This is a genomic window from Kitasatospora sp. NPDC088160 (assembly GCF_044741445.1).
Taxonomy (GTDB): Bacteria; Actinomycetota; Actinomycetes; order Streptomycetales; family Streptomycetaceae; genus Kitasatospora.
Map to the genome: position 1 here is coordinate 79882 of NZ_JBIUSS010000007.1, position 14908 is coordinate 94789.

Annotated in this window: 12 protein-coding genes; 5 read left to right on the plus strand and 7 right to left on the minus strand. The window is 72.7% G+C overall.

Features of this window, described 5'->3' with window-relative positions; all coding sequences use genetic code 11:
* Window positions 1-480: 480 nt before the first annotated feature.
* Complete coding sequence (locus ACIOGZ_RS12630; protein WP_079136066.1) at window positions 481-1374, minus strand: IclR family transcriptional regulator; 894 nt, start codon at window positions 1372-1374, stop codon at window positions 481-483.
* 426 nt (window positions 1375-1800) lie between these two features.
* On the opposite strand from ACIOGZ_RS12630, the gene ACIOGZ_RS12635 reads away from it, so the two are divergent.
* The 5 genes from ACIOGZ_RS12635 to ACIOGZ_RS12655 all read left to right on the plus strand — a co-directional run bounded on the left by ACIOGZ_RS12635 (window position 1801) and on the right by ACIOGZ_RS12655 (window position 8461).
* Window positions 1801-3111, plus strand: a complete 1311-nt coding sequence (locus ACIOGZ_RS12635) for an extracellular solute-binding protein (RefSeq protein WP_400807631.1) — start codon at window positions 1801-1803, stop codon at window positions 3109-3111.
* Between the two features lie 125 nt (window positions 3112-3236).
* Entirely contained in the window at window positions 3237-4217 is a 981-nt protein-coding gene (locus tag ACIOGZ_RS12640; protein ID WP_063350256.1) for a carbohydrate ABC transporter permease, read from the plus strand.
* A 5-nt stretch (window positions 4218-4222) separates the two neighbouring features.
* Window positions 4223-5137: a carbohydrate ABC transporter permease gene (locus tag ACIOGZ_RS12645; protein ID WP_400807863.1), complete on the plus strand. Its 915-nt coding sequence runs from the start codon at window positions 4223-4225 to the stop codon at window positions 5135-5137.
* 261 nt (window positions 5138-5398) lie between these two features.
* The gene (locus ACIOGZ_RS12650; protein ID WP_400807635.1) at window positions 5399-7792 is read left to right on the plus strand and encodes an ATP-binding cassette domain-containing protein; all 2394 of its coding nucleotides are present in this window, start codon (window positions 5399-5401) and stop codon (window positions 7790-7792) included.
* A gap of 81 nt (window positions 7793-7873) precedes the next feature.
* A complete protein-coding gene (locus tag ACIOGZ_RS12655) occupies window positions 7874-8461 on the plus strand; it encodes a hypothetical protein (RefSeq protein WP_400807637.1) in 588 nt (195 codons plus the stop codon).
* Here the strand turns inward: ACIOGZ_RS12655 and ACIOGZ_RS12660 are convergent.
* The 6 genes from ACIOGZ_RS12660 to ACIOGZ_RS12685 are packed head-to-tail and all read right to left on the minus strand — an operon-like array spanning window position 8458 to window position 14899.
* Entirely contained in the window at window positions 8458-10083 is a 1626-nt protein-coding gene (locus ACIOGZ_RS12660) for an amidohydrolase (RefSeq protein WP_400807640.1), read from the minus strand. The genes ACIOGZ_RS12655 and ACIOGZ_RS12660 overlap by 4 nt on opposite strands.
* Window positions 10080-10934, minus strand: a complete 855-nt coding sequence (locus tag ACIOGZ_RS12665) for a PaaX family transcriptional regulator C-terminal domain-containing protein (RefSeq protein WP_350879095.1) — start codon at window positions 10932-10934, stop codon at window positions 10080-10082. The genes ACIOGZ_RS12660 and ACIOGZ_RS12665 overlap by 4 nt, the downstream gene beginning before the upstream one ends.
* Before the next feature lie 53 nt (window positions 10935-10987).
* Window positions 10988-11746 carry an Asp/Glu racemase gene (locus ACIOGZ_RS12670; protein ID WP_363629503.1) on the minus strand — a complete coding sequence of 253 codons (759 nt, stop codon included), beginning with the start codon at window positions 11744-11746 and terminating at the stop codon, window positions 10988-10990.
* A gap of 48 nt (window positions 11747-11794) precedes the next feature.
* The gene (locus ACIOGZ_RS12675) at window positions 11795-12697 is read right to left on the minus strand and encodes a fumarylacetoacetate hydrolase family protein (protein WP_363585221.1); all 903 of its coding nucleotides are present in this window, start codon (window positions 12695-12697) and stop codon (window positions 11795-11797) included.
* A 52-nt stretch (window positions 12698-12749) separates the two neighbouring features.
* A complete protein-coding gene (locus tag ACIOGZ_RS12680) occupies window positions 12750-13931 on the minus strand; it encodes a cupin domain-containing protein (RefSeq protein ID WP_400807645.1) in 1182 nt (393 codons plus the stop codon).
* The gene (locus ACIOGZ_RS12685) at window positions 13928-14899 is read right to left on the minus strand and encodes a carbon-nitrogen hydrolase family protein (protein WP_363585217.1); all 972 of its coding nucleotides are present in this window, start codon (window positions 14897-14899) and stop codon (window positions 13928-13930) included. Before ACIOGZ_RS12685 ends, ACIOGZ_RS12680 begins: the two co-directional genes overlap by 4 nt.
* Window positions 14900-14908: the final 9 nt, after the last annotated feature.

Genomic DNA, 14908 nt, shown 5'->3' on the forward strand with positions numbered 1-14908 from the left:
CGTCAGTGGTGCTACCAGAGCACGTCCTACTTTCAGTAGGAAGAGTCCGTGCGATCCGGGCCTGGCGCTCCAATTGTCGGACGGGGTCCGGTGCCTTTCTAAGGGTGCCGGGCCTTGTTTGCTTTTGGGGTGCGGGTTGGTCGGGGTTCGGTGTGTGGGTGTGGGGCTGGTATTGTTGTGGGTGTCGCGAGGGAGATGATTCCTCGTCAGGCGTCAGTGGTGCTACCAGAGCACGTCCTACTTTCAGTAGGAAGAGTCCGTGCGATCCGGGCCTGGCGCTCCAATTGTCGGATGAGGTCCGGTGCCTTTCTAAAGGTGCCGGGCCTTGTTTGCTTTTGGGGAGGCGATCTCCGTGCTCGGTCGGACGGCGACGTCGGTGATCCTGTCCTCCCCGGTGGAGCAGCGGGTCCTGCTGCCCTCGGAATAGCCCCGGCCGGAAGCCCGGAAGCCCGGAAGCCCCGGCCTGGGCCGGGCCGGGGCTCAGGACGGCTGGCGGTCGGAACCGAGTTCGCGGGAGATCCGCAGCCCGGCCTGGGCGACGACGGGGCCGAGGGCGCGGACGCGGGCGGCGGTCATGCGGGAGGTCAGGCCGGAGACCGACAGGGCGGCGGTGACCTCGCCGGCGTGGTCGAAGATCGGTGCGGCGACGCAGCGGACCTCGGGTTCGTTCTCGCGGTCGTCGATGGAGTAGCCGCGGGCGCGGATCCGGGCGAGGTCGGCGCGCAGCCGGGTCTCGTCGGAGATGGTCCAGGCGGTGACCGGGCGCAGGCCTGCGGCGACGACCTCGGTGACGGCCTCGTCGGGCAGCCAGGCGAGGATGGCCTTTCCGGTGGCGGTGCAGTAGGCGGGGGCGCGGCTGCCGACGCGGGAGGCCATGCGGACGTTGGTCTCGTCCTCGACCTTGTCCAGGTAGACGATTCCGGGGGCCTGCCAGACGGTCAGGTGGACGGTCTCGCCGGCCTCGCGCTGGAGTCGGCGCAGGTGTTCGGCGGCGACGCTGCGCAGGTCGAGGGTGGAGAGGTAGGCCTGGCCGAGGCGCAGTGAGCCGTGGCCGAGCCGGAACCAGCCGGTCTCGCGGTCGCGGTCGAGGAGGTGCTCGTCGAGCAGCGGGCCCGCGAGCCGCAGCACGGTGCTCTTGTTGAGGCCGAGCGCTTCGGCGAGTTGGGCGAGCGGGACGCCGCGCCCGTCGCTGTGGTCGCGGACGTGGCCGAGGACGGCGAGCGCGCGGCGCAGCGAGGACGACTGGTTGCGTTCGGTCGCGGGTTTGCGCCCGGCGGCTGCGCCCGAGGGTCGTTCGGCCGCAGCGCCGGTGGGTCTGTCGGCCGCCGTGCCCGCGGGCCGCTCGGTCTCCGCGTCGGGCCCCGTCTCCGTCATGGGTGGTCCGTCCCTGTCTCGTTCCGCTGTCGAGTGCCACTGCCGTGTACTGCAGCCGTGTGCTGCTGCCGCGTGCTGCCGGTGTTCCCCCCGCTCGACGGCGGCGGTTGTCAGAAGGTACCCGTTCGCGTCCGCAACGCCGCTTCTTCGACACAACGTTGTGCAGTGCAAAACTTCCCGAACCCCCTCTTGTTGGCGCCGATCGCCCGCGCTTAACGTCCCTGCCATCGAGCAGGCGACGCCGCCCCACCCGAACGGTCCGCCCTGCCGTACCCCCGTACCGGCCTGCCCGGGACGCCCCCCAACGCGTCCGGGCCGTCCTCCACCCACACCCACCATCGGCCCCGGTCAGGGCCTGCTTCGACGTACCCGTCCCCAGCGGCGCACGTCTCGGCGGCAACTGTCGGGAGGGGAGGTTCTCCACCCATGCGACTCATCAGACGGACTGCCGCGGCCGCCGTGCTCGCCGCCAGCTGCCTCGCCGCGACCGCCTGCGCGCCGGGCACCGCCGCGCCGGCCGGCGACAAGGCCGCCGACGACCGGACCGGCACCCTCCAGGTCTGGCTGTACAACGAGGCGGGCAACGCGGCCAAGGAGGCCGTGGTCGGCAAGGCGGTGAGCGAGTTCCAGTCCTCCCACCAGGGCGTCACCGTCAAGGTCAGCTACATCGACACCGACGCCTCCGCCCGCGCGGCCAAGATGAAGGGCGCCTTCAACGACCCGGGCAGCGCCCCGGACCTGGTCGAGTTCGGCAACACCGACCTCCCCGGCTACGTCGCGGCCGGTGGCCTCGCCGAGATCGGCGCCGACCTCGACAAGTGGCAGGACAAGGGCGACCTCGACCCGGCGATCGTCAAGACCGCCGTGGTGGACGGCAAGACGTACGGCCTGCCCTGGTGGGTCGCCGTGCGCGCGCTCTACTACCGCAGCGACCTGTTCACCGAGGCCGGGCTGACCCCGCCGACCTCGTACGCCGAACTTGTCACCGCCACCCAGAAGATCCACGCCGCGAACCCCGACACCTTCGGCATCGCCGTCGGCGGCAAGTACACCTTCGGGGCGCTGCCGTTCGTCTGGGACGCGGGCGGCGACATCGCCGCCAAGGACGGTTCCGCGTACAAGGCGGCCATCAACTCGCCCGCCTCGCAGGCCGGGATCAAGCGCTACACCGATCTCTTCGGCGCCGACGGCTGCCCCGCCCAGCAGTGCGCCGACCTCACCGGCGGCAAGACCGTCGACCTGTTCGCGGCCGGCAAGTCGGCGATGGCGATCCTGCCCAACTCCAGCCGCAGCAAGGTCGACGGGGGCCCGGTGAAGGGCAAGTACGGCGTGGTGCCGCTGCCCGGGGAGAAGGCCGGCTCGATCGCCCCGGCGTTCGCGGGCGGCAACAACCTCGGCGTGATGAAGGCGGCCAAGCACCGCACGCTCGCCCTTGAATTCGCCGAACTGCTGGCGGGCCCGGCGTACCAGGAGCAGATGTACGACGCGATGGGCAACCTGCCGACGCTCAAGTCCGTCAGCGGCAAGGTCGCCGCCAAGGACGCCTTCCTGAAGCCGTTCACCGACACCATCGCGGCCGGCACCAGGTTCGTCCCGCTCGACCAGGCGTGGGCGCAGATCGACGCCCAGGCGGTGATCCCGACCATGCTGCAGCAGGTGGTCACCGGCAAGGCGGACGTGGCGAAGGCTTCGGGCGACGCCGCGAACCAGATCACCTCGGCCTTCGCCGCGCACTGACGGCGGCCGCGCACCCGCCTCCGACCCCCGGCCCCGCCTCCAACCCCCGTACCAACCCCTGGTTCCGTACCACCTCCTGGTCCCGCACCGACCTCCTGGTCCGCGGAAGAGAGCAGGTCCCGCACGTGTCCGCATCCACCACGACCGCCCCGACGGCGCCGCCTTCCCCGCGCGGGCGCCGTGGGGGCACGGCGCCGGCCGCACCCTCGGGCGGCCGGCGCCGCCGGCCCCCGCTGCTGCTGCTCCTGCCGGCCGCGGTCATCCTGATCCCGCTGGTCGCCTACCCGATCTACCAGCTGGGCCTGCTGTCCGTGCTGGACTTCGGGCAGGCCCAGGCCTCCGGGGGCGCCCCGACCTCCTTCGTCGGCTTCGGCAACTATTCGAAGATCCTGAGCGACGGCCAGTTCTGGTCGGTGCTGCTGCAGACGGTCGGCTTCGCCGCGTTCTGCGTGGTCGCCACCCTGGCCGTCGGCGCGACCCTCGCCGTCCTGCTGACCAAGGTCGGGCGGTGGCCCCGGCTGGTGCTGACCACCGCCGCGATGGCGGCCTGGGCGGCTCCGGCGATGACCGGTTCGACGGTGTGGAGCTTCCTGTTCGACACCAACCTCGGCCTGGTCAACCACACGCTGGTGAAGCTCGGGCTCACCGGCTTCCACGAGTTCAACTGGTTCTACGACAAGTGGACGGCGTTCCTGATCGTCGGCGCCGTCGTGGTGTGGCACTCCTTCCCCTTCGTGATGGTCACCCTCTACGCGGGGATCCGGGCGATCCCGGAGGAGATCATGGAGGCCGCCGCCCTGGACGGCGCCAACACCTGGACGACCTTCCGCCGGATCACCGCGCCGATGCTGCGGCCGATCCTGACCATCGTGGTGATCCAGTCGGTGATCTGGGACTTCAAGGTCTTCACCCAGATCTACGTGATGACCGAGGGCGGCGGCATCGCCGGCCAGAACCTGGTGCTCAACGTGTACGCGTACCAGAAGGCGTTCGCCTCCTCGCAGTACGGGCTCGGCGCGGCGATCGGCGTGATCATGCTGCTGATCCTGGTGATCCCGACGGTCCTCTACATCCGCACCCTGCGACGGACGGGGAACGAACTGTGAGCGCCCTGAACCCCGTCCGGGACTCCCGGACCGGCACCGGCGGAACCGGTACCACCCGGAGCCGCACCACCCGCAACACCCGCGGCCGTTGGCGGCTCGCCGCCAACACCGGCGCGATCGTGCTGGCCGTGGTCACCGCCTTCCCGATCTTCTGGATGGTGCTGTCCGCGTTCAAGCCCAAGGGCGAGGTGCGGTCGCTGGATCCGAAGCCGTGGACGGCCCACCCCACGCTGGAGAGCTTCCGCCAGGTGCTCAGCGTGGACGGCTTCGGCCGGTACTTCGTGAACAGTCTGGTCATCGCGCTGTCGGTGGTGGTGCTCTCGGCCGTCGTGGTGTTCCTGGCGGCGGTGGCCGTGACCAGGTTCCGGTTCAGGTTCCGCACCACCATCATGGTGATGTTCCTGATCGCCCAGATGATCCCGGTCGAGGCGCTCACCATCCCGCTGTTCTTCATGTTCCGTGACGCCGGCCGGTTCGCGCCGGGCATCGGGCTGAACACCCTCGCCTCGCTGATCCTGGTGCAGTTGGCCTTCTCGCTGCCGTTCGGCATCTGGATGATGCGCGGCTTCGTCGCGGCCGTCCCGGTGTCGATCGAGGAGGCCGCGCAGATCGACGGCGCCAGCCGCACCCGCATCCTGTGGCGGATCCTGCTGCCGCTGGTGGCCCCGGGCCTCGCCGCGACCAGCGTGTTCTCCTTCATCGCCGCGTGGAACGACTTCGTCTTCGCGAAGACCTTCATCATCAGCGCCACCCAGAACCAGACCCTGCCGTCCGCGCTGCTGGTCTTCTTCAAGCCGGACGAGAACGACTGGGGCGGCATCATGGCGGCGTCGACGCTGATGACGGTGCCGGTGCTGATCTTCTTCATCGCGGTCCAGCGCAAGCTGGTGTCCGGGCTGGCGGGCGCGGTGAAGGACTGACGCCGGCCGGCGTGGTGAAGGACTGAGGCCGACCGGGGCGGTCGGGCGGGCTCCCCCCGTCCGGCCGCCCTGCGATCGTGCCACGCCGTGCGGCCGGTACCGGACGCCGATCCGCGGGCCCACCGGCCGGGCCGTCCTCGGGACGGCGGTTAGGCTTCCGCCATGCCTGGCCGGCACCGGTGGACGGGGCTCCCCTCCCCGGTGCGGTGGCCGGTGATCAGCCACCGCGACGGCGGCTCCGCCGCACAGATGGGGAAGACGATGAGCAAGCCCACGAGGACGGCCGCGCAGCCGCCGGCGGCACCCGGTGCCGACAGTCACGACCTGATCCGCGTGCACGGCGCGCGCGAGAACAACCTCAAGGACGTCAGCGTCGAGCTCCCGAAGCGGCGGCTGACGGTGTTCACCGGCGTCTCCGGCTCCGGCAAGAGCTCCCTGGTGTTCGACACGATCGCCGCCGAGTCGCAGCGGCTGATCAACGAGACCTACAGCGCCTTCGTCCAGGGCTTCATGCCGACCCAGGCGCGGCCCGAGGTCGACGTACTGGAGGGGCTGACCACCGCGATCATCGTCGACCAGCAGCGGATGGGCGCGGACCCCCGCTCCACGGTCGGCACCGCCACCGACGCCAACGCGATGCTGCGGATCCTCTTCAGCCGGCTCGGGCAGCCGCACATCGGCTCGCCCAAGGCGTTCTCCTTCAACGTCCCCTCGATCAGCGGGGCGGGCGCCGTCACCGTCGAACGCGGCGGGAAGACCATCAAGGAGCGGCGCAGCTTCAGCATCACCGGCGGCATGTGTCCGCGCTGCGAGGGCCGCGGCAGCGTCTCCGACATCGACCTCACCCAGCTCTTCGACGACACCAAGTCGATCTCCGAGGGCGCGATCACCATCCCCGGCTGGAAGACCGACAGCTGGTGGACGGTGGGGATCTACGCGAACTCGGGCTTCCTCGACCCGGACAAGCCGATCCGCAAGTACACCAAGAAGGAGATGCAGGACTTCCTCCACCGCGAGCCGACCAAGGTCAAGGTCAACGGGGTCAACCTCACCTACGAGGGGCTGATCCCGAAGATCCAGAAGTCGATGCTCACCAAGGACCGGGACGCGCTGCAGCCGCACATCCGGGCGTTCGTCGACCGGGCGGTCACCTTCACCGCCTGCCCCGACTGCGGTGGCACCCGGCTCAGCGAGGCGGCCCGGTCGTCGCTGATCGGCGGGATCAGCATCGCCGACGCCTGCGCGATGCAGATCAGCGACCTGGCCGCCTGGGTCCGCGACCTCGACGAGCCGGCCGTGGCGCCGCTGCTCGGGACCCTGCGGCACACCCTCGACTCGTTCGTGGAGATCGGGCTGGGCTACCTCTCGCTCGACCGGCCCTCCGGCACGCTGTCCGGCGGCGAGGCGCAGCGGGTCAAGATGATCCGGCACCTCGGCTCGGCGCTCACCGACGTCACGTACGTCTTCGACGAGCCCACCACCGGCCTGCACCCGCACGACATCCAGCGGATGAACGAACACCTGCTGCGGCTGCGGGACAAGGGCAACACGGTGCTGGTCGTGGAGCACAAGCCGGAGACCATCGCGATCGCCGACCACGTCGTCGACCTCGGACCCGGCGCCGGGACGGCGGGTGGCTCGGTCTGCTTCGAGGGCACCGTCGAGGGGCTGCGGTCCAGCGGCACCGTCACCGGCCGCCACTTCGACGACCGGGCCGCGGTCCGCAAGGCGGTGCGCGAGCCGAACGGCACCCTGGAGATCCGCGGCGCGACGGCGAACAACCTGCGCGACGTCGACGTCGACATCCCGCTCGGGGTGCTGACCGTGATCACCGGCGTCGCCGGCTCCGGGAAGAGCTCGCTGGTGCACGGCTCGATCCCCACGGGCGCGGGCGTGGTGTCCGTCGACCAGGGCGCCATCCGCGGCTCCCGGCGCAGCAACCCGGCGACGTACACCGGGCTGCTGGAGCCGATCCGCAAGGCCTTCGCGAAGGCCAACGGCGTCAAGCCGGCCCTGTTCAGCGCCAACTCCGAGGGCGCCTGCCCCAACTGCAACGGCGCCGGGGTGGTCTTCACCGACCTGGCGATGATGGCCGGCGTGGCCAGCACCTGCGAGGAGTGCGAGGGCAAGCGCTACCAGGCCTCGGTGCTGGAGTACCACCTCGGCGGCCGCGACATCAGCGAGGTGCTCGCGATGCCGGTGACCGAGGCCGAGGAGTTCTTCGGCACCGGCGAGGCCCGCATCCCGGCCGCGCACCGCATCCTCGCCAACCTCGCCGACGTCGGGCTCGGCTACCTCAGCCTCGGCCAGCCGCTCACCACGCTGTCCGGCGGCGAGCGGCAGCGGCTCAAGCTGGCCACCCACATGGCCGAGAAGGGCGGCGTCTACGTCCTCGACGAGCCGACCACCGGCCTGCACCTCGCCGACGTCGAGCAGTTGCTCGGGCTGCTCGACCGGCTGGTGGACTCCGGCAAGTCGGTCATCGTCATCGAGCACCACCAGGCGGTGATGGCGCACGCCGACTGGATCATCGACCTCGGCCCGGGCGCCGGCCACGACGGAGGCCGGATCGTCTTCGAGGGCACGCCCGCCGACCTGATCGCCGCCCGCTCCACCCTCACCGGCGAGCACCTCGCGGCCTACGTCGGGGGCTGACGGCCCCGGCGGTTGACCCCTTCGGCGGTCGAACGCTTCGGCGGCAGGGCGGTGCCACGCCCCGGGCACTACCCTGCTGCCATGGCGATCCACGGCTTCGGGGCCACCGAGTTCCAGCTCGTGCTGCTGCGCCGGATGGCCGACTTCAACCCGGAACCGGTCGAGCAGGCCGTGCGGCGGCTCGGCGCGACCCGGGCCGCCATGCGGGAGGCGAACAAGCGCTGGCAGGCGATGGTCCGCTCGCCCCGGTTCCCACGCGGCGCCGACCGCTGCGCCGCCGTCCTCGGCCCGCCGCAGGCGGTGGTGCCGCGCCGGATCGGGGACCTCGCCTGCACCGCGCGGCAGTGGGCGCTGCCGCTCTGGCCCGAGCTGCGCTTCGAGAGCCTGCTCGGTCCGGCGCAGGCCGGGCGGCCGCTGCTGAACGAGTGGCTGGTGCGCGGACCGGGCGCCCCGGCGCCCGGGCTGCGCACCCTCGCCGACCTCGCGCCGTGGAGCTGCGTGGTCGCCGACCTGGGCGCCGCGTTCCCGCCCGCCCGGCCGCGCGAGGGCAGCGCGCCGACCCGCTTCCAGCTCGACTTCACCGCCCCGGACGCCGACGGGCGGGCGCGCCCGTGCACCGCCGACTTCACCTGGGGGCTGCTCCAGGAGGTCCGGCCGGACGGTCCTTAGGCCTGGGCCGGGTGGACGGTCCGCCCGCCGACGACCGTGCGCTCGGGCCGCAGCTCGCGCAGCACGTCCACCGGACAGCTCAGCGGATCGACCGGCCACACCGTCAGATCGGCCAGCGCCCCCGGCCGCAGGCTGCCGCGTTCGGCGCTCTCGCCCATCAGCCGGGCCGCGTGGACGGTGTGCAGCGCGACCGCCTCGGCCCGGTCGACGGCGTGCTCGGGCCCCACCACCCCGGCGGTGGTCCGGCGGGTCGTCATGCCCCACACCGACACCATCGCGCCGTACGGGCCGACCGGGAAGTCCGAGCCGGCGGCCAGCAGCGCGCCCTCGTCGAGCCATTCGCGCAGCGGGAAGATCCCGGCGGTCCGCTCCTCGCCCCAGGCCCGCTGCTGGGCGAGCGCGCCGTCGTGCAGCAGCGGGTGCTGCACGGTGACGGGGACGCCGAGCGAGATCGCCCGGGCCCGCTGGTCGGCCCGGGCCAGTCCGCCGTGCTCGACCACCAGCGTGCCGGGCGGCAGGCCGGGGCGCCGGCCGAGCACCTCCTCGAAGACGTCCAGCAGGGTGCGCAGGCCGCGGTCGCCCCAGGCGTGCACGCCGACCCGCCAGCCGCGCCCGACCACCCGGTCGACGGCCGCGACCAGTTCCTTCGGCTCCCAGAGCAGCCGGCCGTGGTAGCAGGGCCGGTCCTGGTACGGCTCCTCCAGCGCGCCGGCCTCGAAGCCGCCGTCGATGCCGAACTTCACCCCCCACAGCCGCAGCAGGTCGTCGTCCTCGCCGGCGGCGCGCCAGGCGTCCATCCGGTCCAGCAGCTCGTCGACCTGCTCGGGGGTGCGGGCGGCGAAGCCGGAGACCAGCGCCCGGACCCGGACGGCGAGCGCGCCGGCGGCCCGGGCCGCGAGCAGCACGTCGAGGTCCTCGACCGGGACGAGGCAGTCGCGGACGGTGCCGATGCCGGTGGCGGCATAGCCGGCGGAGGCGGCGCGCAGGCCGGCCACCCGTTCGGCGAGCGCGGGGCGCGGCAGCATCCGCTCGACCAGTTCGACCGCCTTGTTGACCAGCCGCCCGGTGAGTCGCCCCCGGTCGTCGCGTTCGAGCAGGCCGCCGGGCGGGTCGGGGGTGTCGGCGGTGATGCCGGCGAGGCGCAGCGCGGCCGAGTTGAGCACCATGTTGTAGGCGCCGCGGCGGACCAGGACGGGGTGGTCGGCGGTGGCCTCGTCCAGTTCCGCGGTGGTGGGCAGCCGCTGCTCGGCGAGCAGCACCTCCTGCCAGTTGACGGTGGTGTGGATCCACTGGCCGGGCGGGGTCTGGGCGGCGCGTTCGCGGATCAGGCCGAGGAACGCGGCGAGGTCGCGCGCCCGGTGGACGGGGACGCCGTGGACGCTGTGGCCGGCCAGGATCAGGTGGGTGTGGGTGTCGTCGAAGGCGGGCAGCACCGTCGCGGCGGGGGCGTCCAGGACCTCGGTGGCCGGTCCGACCAGGTCGTCCAGGCCGTGCGGGTCGGGGGACAGGGCGGTGATCCGTGCCCCGGTGACGGCGATCGCCCGCTGCGGCGGCCGGCCGGGGACGAGGGTGTGGACGGCGGAGGCGCGGACGAGGAGGTCGGCGGGGGCGGGGTCGGTCATCGCGGCTCCTGGTGGGGTGGGGCGCCGGCCGGCAGGCCGGTGACCTTCTCGACGTGCCGCAGGCTGGGCTCGGCGAGCAGCGCGTGCAGCTCGGTGAAGACGGCCCGCGCGGCGACGGCGTTCCAGTCGGCGGGCAGCAGCGGTTCGGGCAGGCCCGGGTCCAGGTAGGGCAGCCGGCGCCACTGGGTGAGCATCGGGACGTAGTCGCGGAACGCCTCGACCGGGTCGACCCGCGGCCGGCCGCGCAGTTCGGCGGCGACCGGGCGCCAGGCGTCGTCGAAGGCCGCGTACTGCGCCTCGATCGCCGGGAAGTCCCACCAGCCGGCCACCGCGGTGCGCAGTTCGGCGAAGCCCGCGTACTCGGCGGACAGGAACAGGTGCACGTAGGCGCTCAGCCCGAGGCGCTCCAGCAGCCGCCGGGCGTCCGGCAGCAGCCGGGCGGGCGCCAGCCAGACGCCGGGGGCGGCGTTGCCGAAGCCGAGCCAGCTCAGCCGGGAGCGCAGCTGGTGGCGGTGGGCGCGCTCGGACTCGGGCACCGAGAAGACCGCGACCACCCAGCCGTCGGCGAGTTCGGCGGGCTCCAGGCTGTGGAAGATCCGGCGGTCGCCCTCCTCGAAGACCGGGCCCATCGCCGGGGCGAGCCGGTAGCCGGTGCCGTCGCGGCGCTCCTGGAACAGGGTGCCGGCCTTCTTCAGCCGGGAGATGGCCGAGCGCACCGCCGGGCCGTCGACGTCGAGTTCGGCCATCAGCGCGATCAGGTCGGCGATCGAGATCCAGCCGCCGAGGCGGCGCACGAACTCGCCGTACACGGTGTGGATGAGCGAGCTGGGCCGGGTCGTGCTCTCCGACATGGTGCGCCTCCTCCCCGGCAGCTCGTGGTGATCATAGCGGTGGGAGCCCGGCGTCAGGCCTGGGCGTAGGCGCCGGAGAGCAGGTGCCCGGCGCCGGGGGCGACGGCCGGCAGGCCGAGGGCGCGCAGCAGTTGGTGGGCGGTGCAGATCGCCGCCGAGACGACCGGCTTGCCGAGCTGCTGTTCGGCTTCCTCGACGGCGGACAGCGAGGGCAGCTGCACGCAGGCCGAGAGCACCACCGCGTCGGCCTCGGCGTGGGCGAGACGCCGGGCGATGGCGGGCAGCCGCGCCGGGTCGTGGGCGGCCACGTCGAGGTTGTCGGGGATCTCCAGGGCCGCGTAGTCGAGCACTTCGATGCCCTCGTGGGCCAGGTAGCCGACCACGGTCCGGGCCAGCGGCCGCAGGTACGGGGTGACGAGGGCGACCTTCTTGGCGCCGAGCGTGTGCAGGCCGGTCACCAGGGCGCCCGCGCTGGTGACCACGGGGGCGGGGGCGCCGTTCTCGGCGGTGCGCCGGTGCAGGCGCTGTTCGGCCTCGCGGTGGTAGCCGGGGCCGGTGGCCATCACGGCGACCAGGCAGGCGTAGCCGAGCACGTCGACCCGGGCGTCGGAGAGTTCGGCCGCGCAGCGGTCGGACTCGGCGTCCATGGCGCGCAGTTGCTCGGGGGTGACCCTGGTCATCCGCATCCGGCTGGAGTGGAAGGTGAACCGCTCGGGCGCGACCGCCTCGCGGGCCCGCAGCAGGGCGGGGACCTCGGTCTCCATGGTGACGTTGGAGCTGGGGACGATCTGGCCGATCCGGTAGGTGGTCATGGGGTGCTGGGGCTCCTCTCGGGAGCTGGCCGGGGTGGGGTGCTCCGCTCAGCGGGCGTCGACCACCGGGTTGGCGAGGGTGCCGATCCGCTCGATGGTGGCCTCGACCAGGTCGCCGGGCTGGAGGAACTGCGGCGGCACCAGGCCGGCGCCGACGCCGGACGGGGAGCCGGTGGCGATCACGTCGCCCGGTTCGAGGGTGACGCCGGAGGAGATATCGGCGATCAGGCGGGCGATGCCGAACAGCATGTGGCGGGTGTTGGAGTCCTGTCGCAGCTCGCCGTTGACCCTGAGTGAGAGGTCGAGGTCCTGCGGGTCGGGGATCTCGTCGGCCGTGACCACGACCGGGCCGAACGGCGCGTAGCTGTCCTGCCCTTTGGAGAAGAACCACTGCCCGGAACGGCGCTGGTCGCGGGCGCTGACGTCGTTGACGATGCTGTAGCCGAAGACGTGCCGCCAGGCGTCCCGCTCGGCCACCCGGAAGGCCGGCTCGCCGATCACCACGGCGAGCTCGCACTCCCAGTCGAGCTGCTTGGTCAGGTCGGCGTTGTGCCGGATGGGCTGGCCCGGGCCGGTGACGGCGGTCGCGGGCTTGCTGAACAGCACCGGCCGGTCGGGCAGTTCGCGCTCGGTGTCCAGGGTGCGGTGCGATTCGGCGACGTGCTCCACGTAGTTGAGGCCGACACCGACGATCTTGCCGGGCCGCAGGGGCGCGCGCAGCGAGACCTCGGCGAGCGGGCGGACGGCGGGGTGGCCGGGCCCGGCGTGGGACAGCAGCGTGCGGGCGGTGGCCAGCGCGGCCTCGCCGGCCCGGACCAGGTCGAGCAGGCCGTCGGGCAGCCGGGCGCCGGCGGCGGTGGCGAGGGCGGTCAGGTCGGCGACCTGGTCGCCGAGCCGGGCGCCGAGGCGCGGGGTCTCGTCGCCGTCCGCGCAGTAGGTCAATAGGTGCATGGTCGGGGCTCCTCGGGGTTGCCGGGCGGTGGTGGGGCGCGTGTCCGGTGGGTCAGGCCGGGCCCTGGTGCCCGTCGTGCGCCGGGTGGGCCTCCTCGCGGTAGAGGCCGAGCGAGTGCATCACCGGGAAGTCGTTGAAGGAGAACAGGCAGGCGTCCTCGCCGGGGTCGAGGTTCGCGTGCTCGTGCCAGGCCCAGGACGGGACGACGAAGACGTCGCCCTGCTGCCACTCGAAGCGCCGCCCGGCGATCACCGAGACGCCGCGCCCCTTGGCCGCCGTGTAGACCACCGAGCCGGTGTGGCGGTGGGCGCGGGTGGCCTGGCCGGGGCGCAGCAGTTGCAGGTGGGCGGCCATGGTCGGCATCACCGGGCCGCCGGTGACCGGGTTGGTGTACTCCATGATGACGCCGTCGTACGGCGATCCCCCGGTGGCGCGGGCGAGTCGGCACAGCGCGTGGTAGCTCGGCTCCCAGGGCCAGCCGAGCAGGGGGGAGTAGGGCCTGCTCCAGGTCTCGACGCCGTACGGGAGCAGGTTGCCGCCGTAGCTCAGCAGCGAGGAGTTCACCACCGGGCCGGGCCGCTGGTACAGCTCCGGGTGGACCTCGTAGAAGTTCGCGTCGAGCATGTTGACCAGCGGGATGTCCAGGCCGTCCTGCCAGATCACCGGGGCGTCGTCGGACTCGTTTCCGTGCTCGTGCCAGGAGTTGTTGGGCGTGATGGCGAAGTCGCGCGGGCCGACCCTGAGCTTCTGGCCGTCCACGACCGTCCAGGCGCCGGTGCCCTCGTGGACGAAGCGCAGGGCGGCGGCCTGGTGGCGGTGCGCGGTCATCGCCTCGCCGGGGCCCATGATCTGGAGGCCGGTGTACAGCAGGCCGACGGCGGCGCTCAGTTCGCGGCGCCCGGGGTTGACCAGCATCACCACCCGGCGGCCGGCGTCGTCGGCCTTGACCAGCGGCAGCGCCTTGCGGACCAGCGGGCGCAGGTCGGCGTAGCGCCAGAGCACCGGCACCGACTTGGGCTGCGGGTACCAGGGCTCGATCTCGTTCGCCACCGTCCACAGGGCGCCGGCCTCGTGCTCGGCCAGTTCCTCGTAGTAGGCGGTGAGTTCGGGGCTGTCGGTGACCCTGGCTCGGCCGAGCTGGTCGTCGTCGTGGTCGGCCGTGCGGCCCTGGTCGGCGGTGCCGTGGGGGTCGGTGGTGCCGTGGCGGTCGGTCGTGCCGTCGTGGCTGGTCATGCCTGCTCCTCCGGGAACACCAGTGGCCGCAGTGGGCGGTTGTCCACGTGCAGCCGGAAGACGTCGAAGCGGTTGTAGTGGCCGACGATGTCGTGCATCTGCTTGGGTTGGATGCACCGGCCGAGGTCGATCTCGGCGTAGACGATGCCCTCCTCGTCCACCAGCGGCTCGCCCACCGGGCGTCCGTCGGGGCCGAAGATGCCGGACAACGCGCTGCGCGGGCGGGCGAGTTGCTTGCGCACCTGGTGGTCGTCGCCGGCGATCAGGTCCACCATCTCGGGCGAGATGGTGGAGCAGGAGACCACGGTGAACAGCTTGCCCTCGAAGCAGTGCGCGGCGGCGCGCAGCGCGATCGCCTCCGCCATGTCGTAGTCCTCGGGGGCCACCGGCAGGGCGATGTAGCTGGCGGCGTGGACGAGTTCGCCCTGGGCCAGCAGGGTGAAGCGGGCCAGGGTGTTGGTGTTCTCGCCGCAGGCGAGCGCGCCGAGCGGGCCGACGGCCGTGCGGTGCACCCGCAGGGAGCTGCCGTCGCCGGGCGTCCAGGTCAGCTTCTCGGCCCAGGTCGGCACCAACTTGCGGTGCACGGCGAGGAGTTCTCCGTCCGCGCCGATGATCAGCAAGGTGTTGTGGAGCACCCCGAGGCTGTGTTGGCCGCGTTCGTTGACGCCGATCACCAGCACCACGCCGGCCTGCCGGGCGGCGGCGCGCAGCGTGTCGACGTACGGGCCGGGGACGTCGACGGCGGCGCGGTAGAGGCGCTCGTACCAGGGCGAGCCCTGCACCGGGTTCATCGTCCAGTTCCAGTACGGGTAGCCGGGGACGAAGACCTCGGGGAAGACCACCAGGGCGGCGCCGTGGCCGGCCGCCTCGTGGATCAGGGCGACGGCCTTGTCGACGGTGGCGGCCGGGTCCAGGTAGACGGGGGCGGCCTGGACGGCCGCGGCGGTGAAGCGGGGCAGGTCGGGCATGGGGCCTCC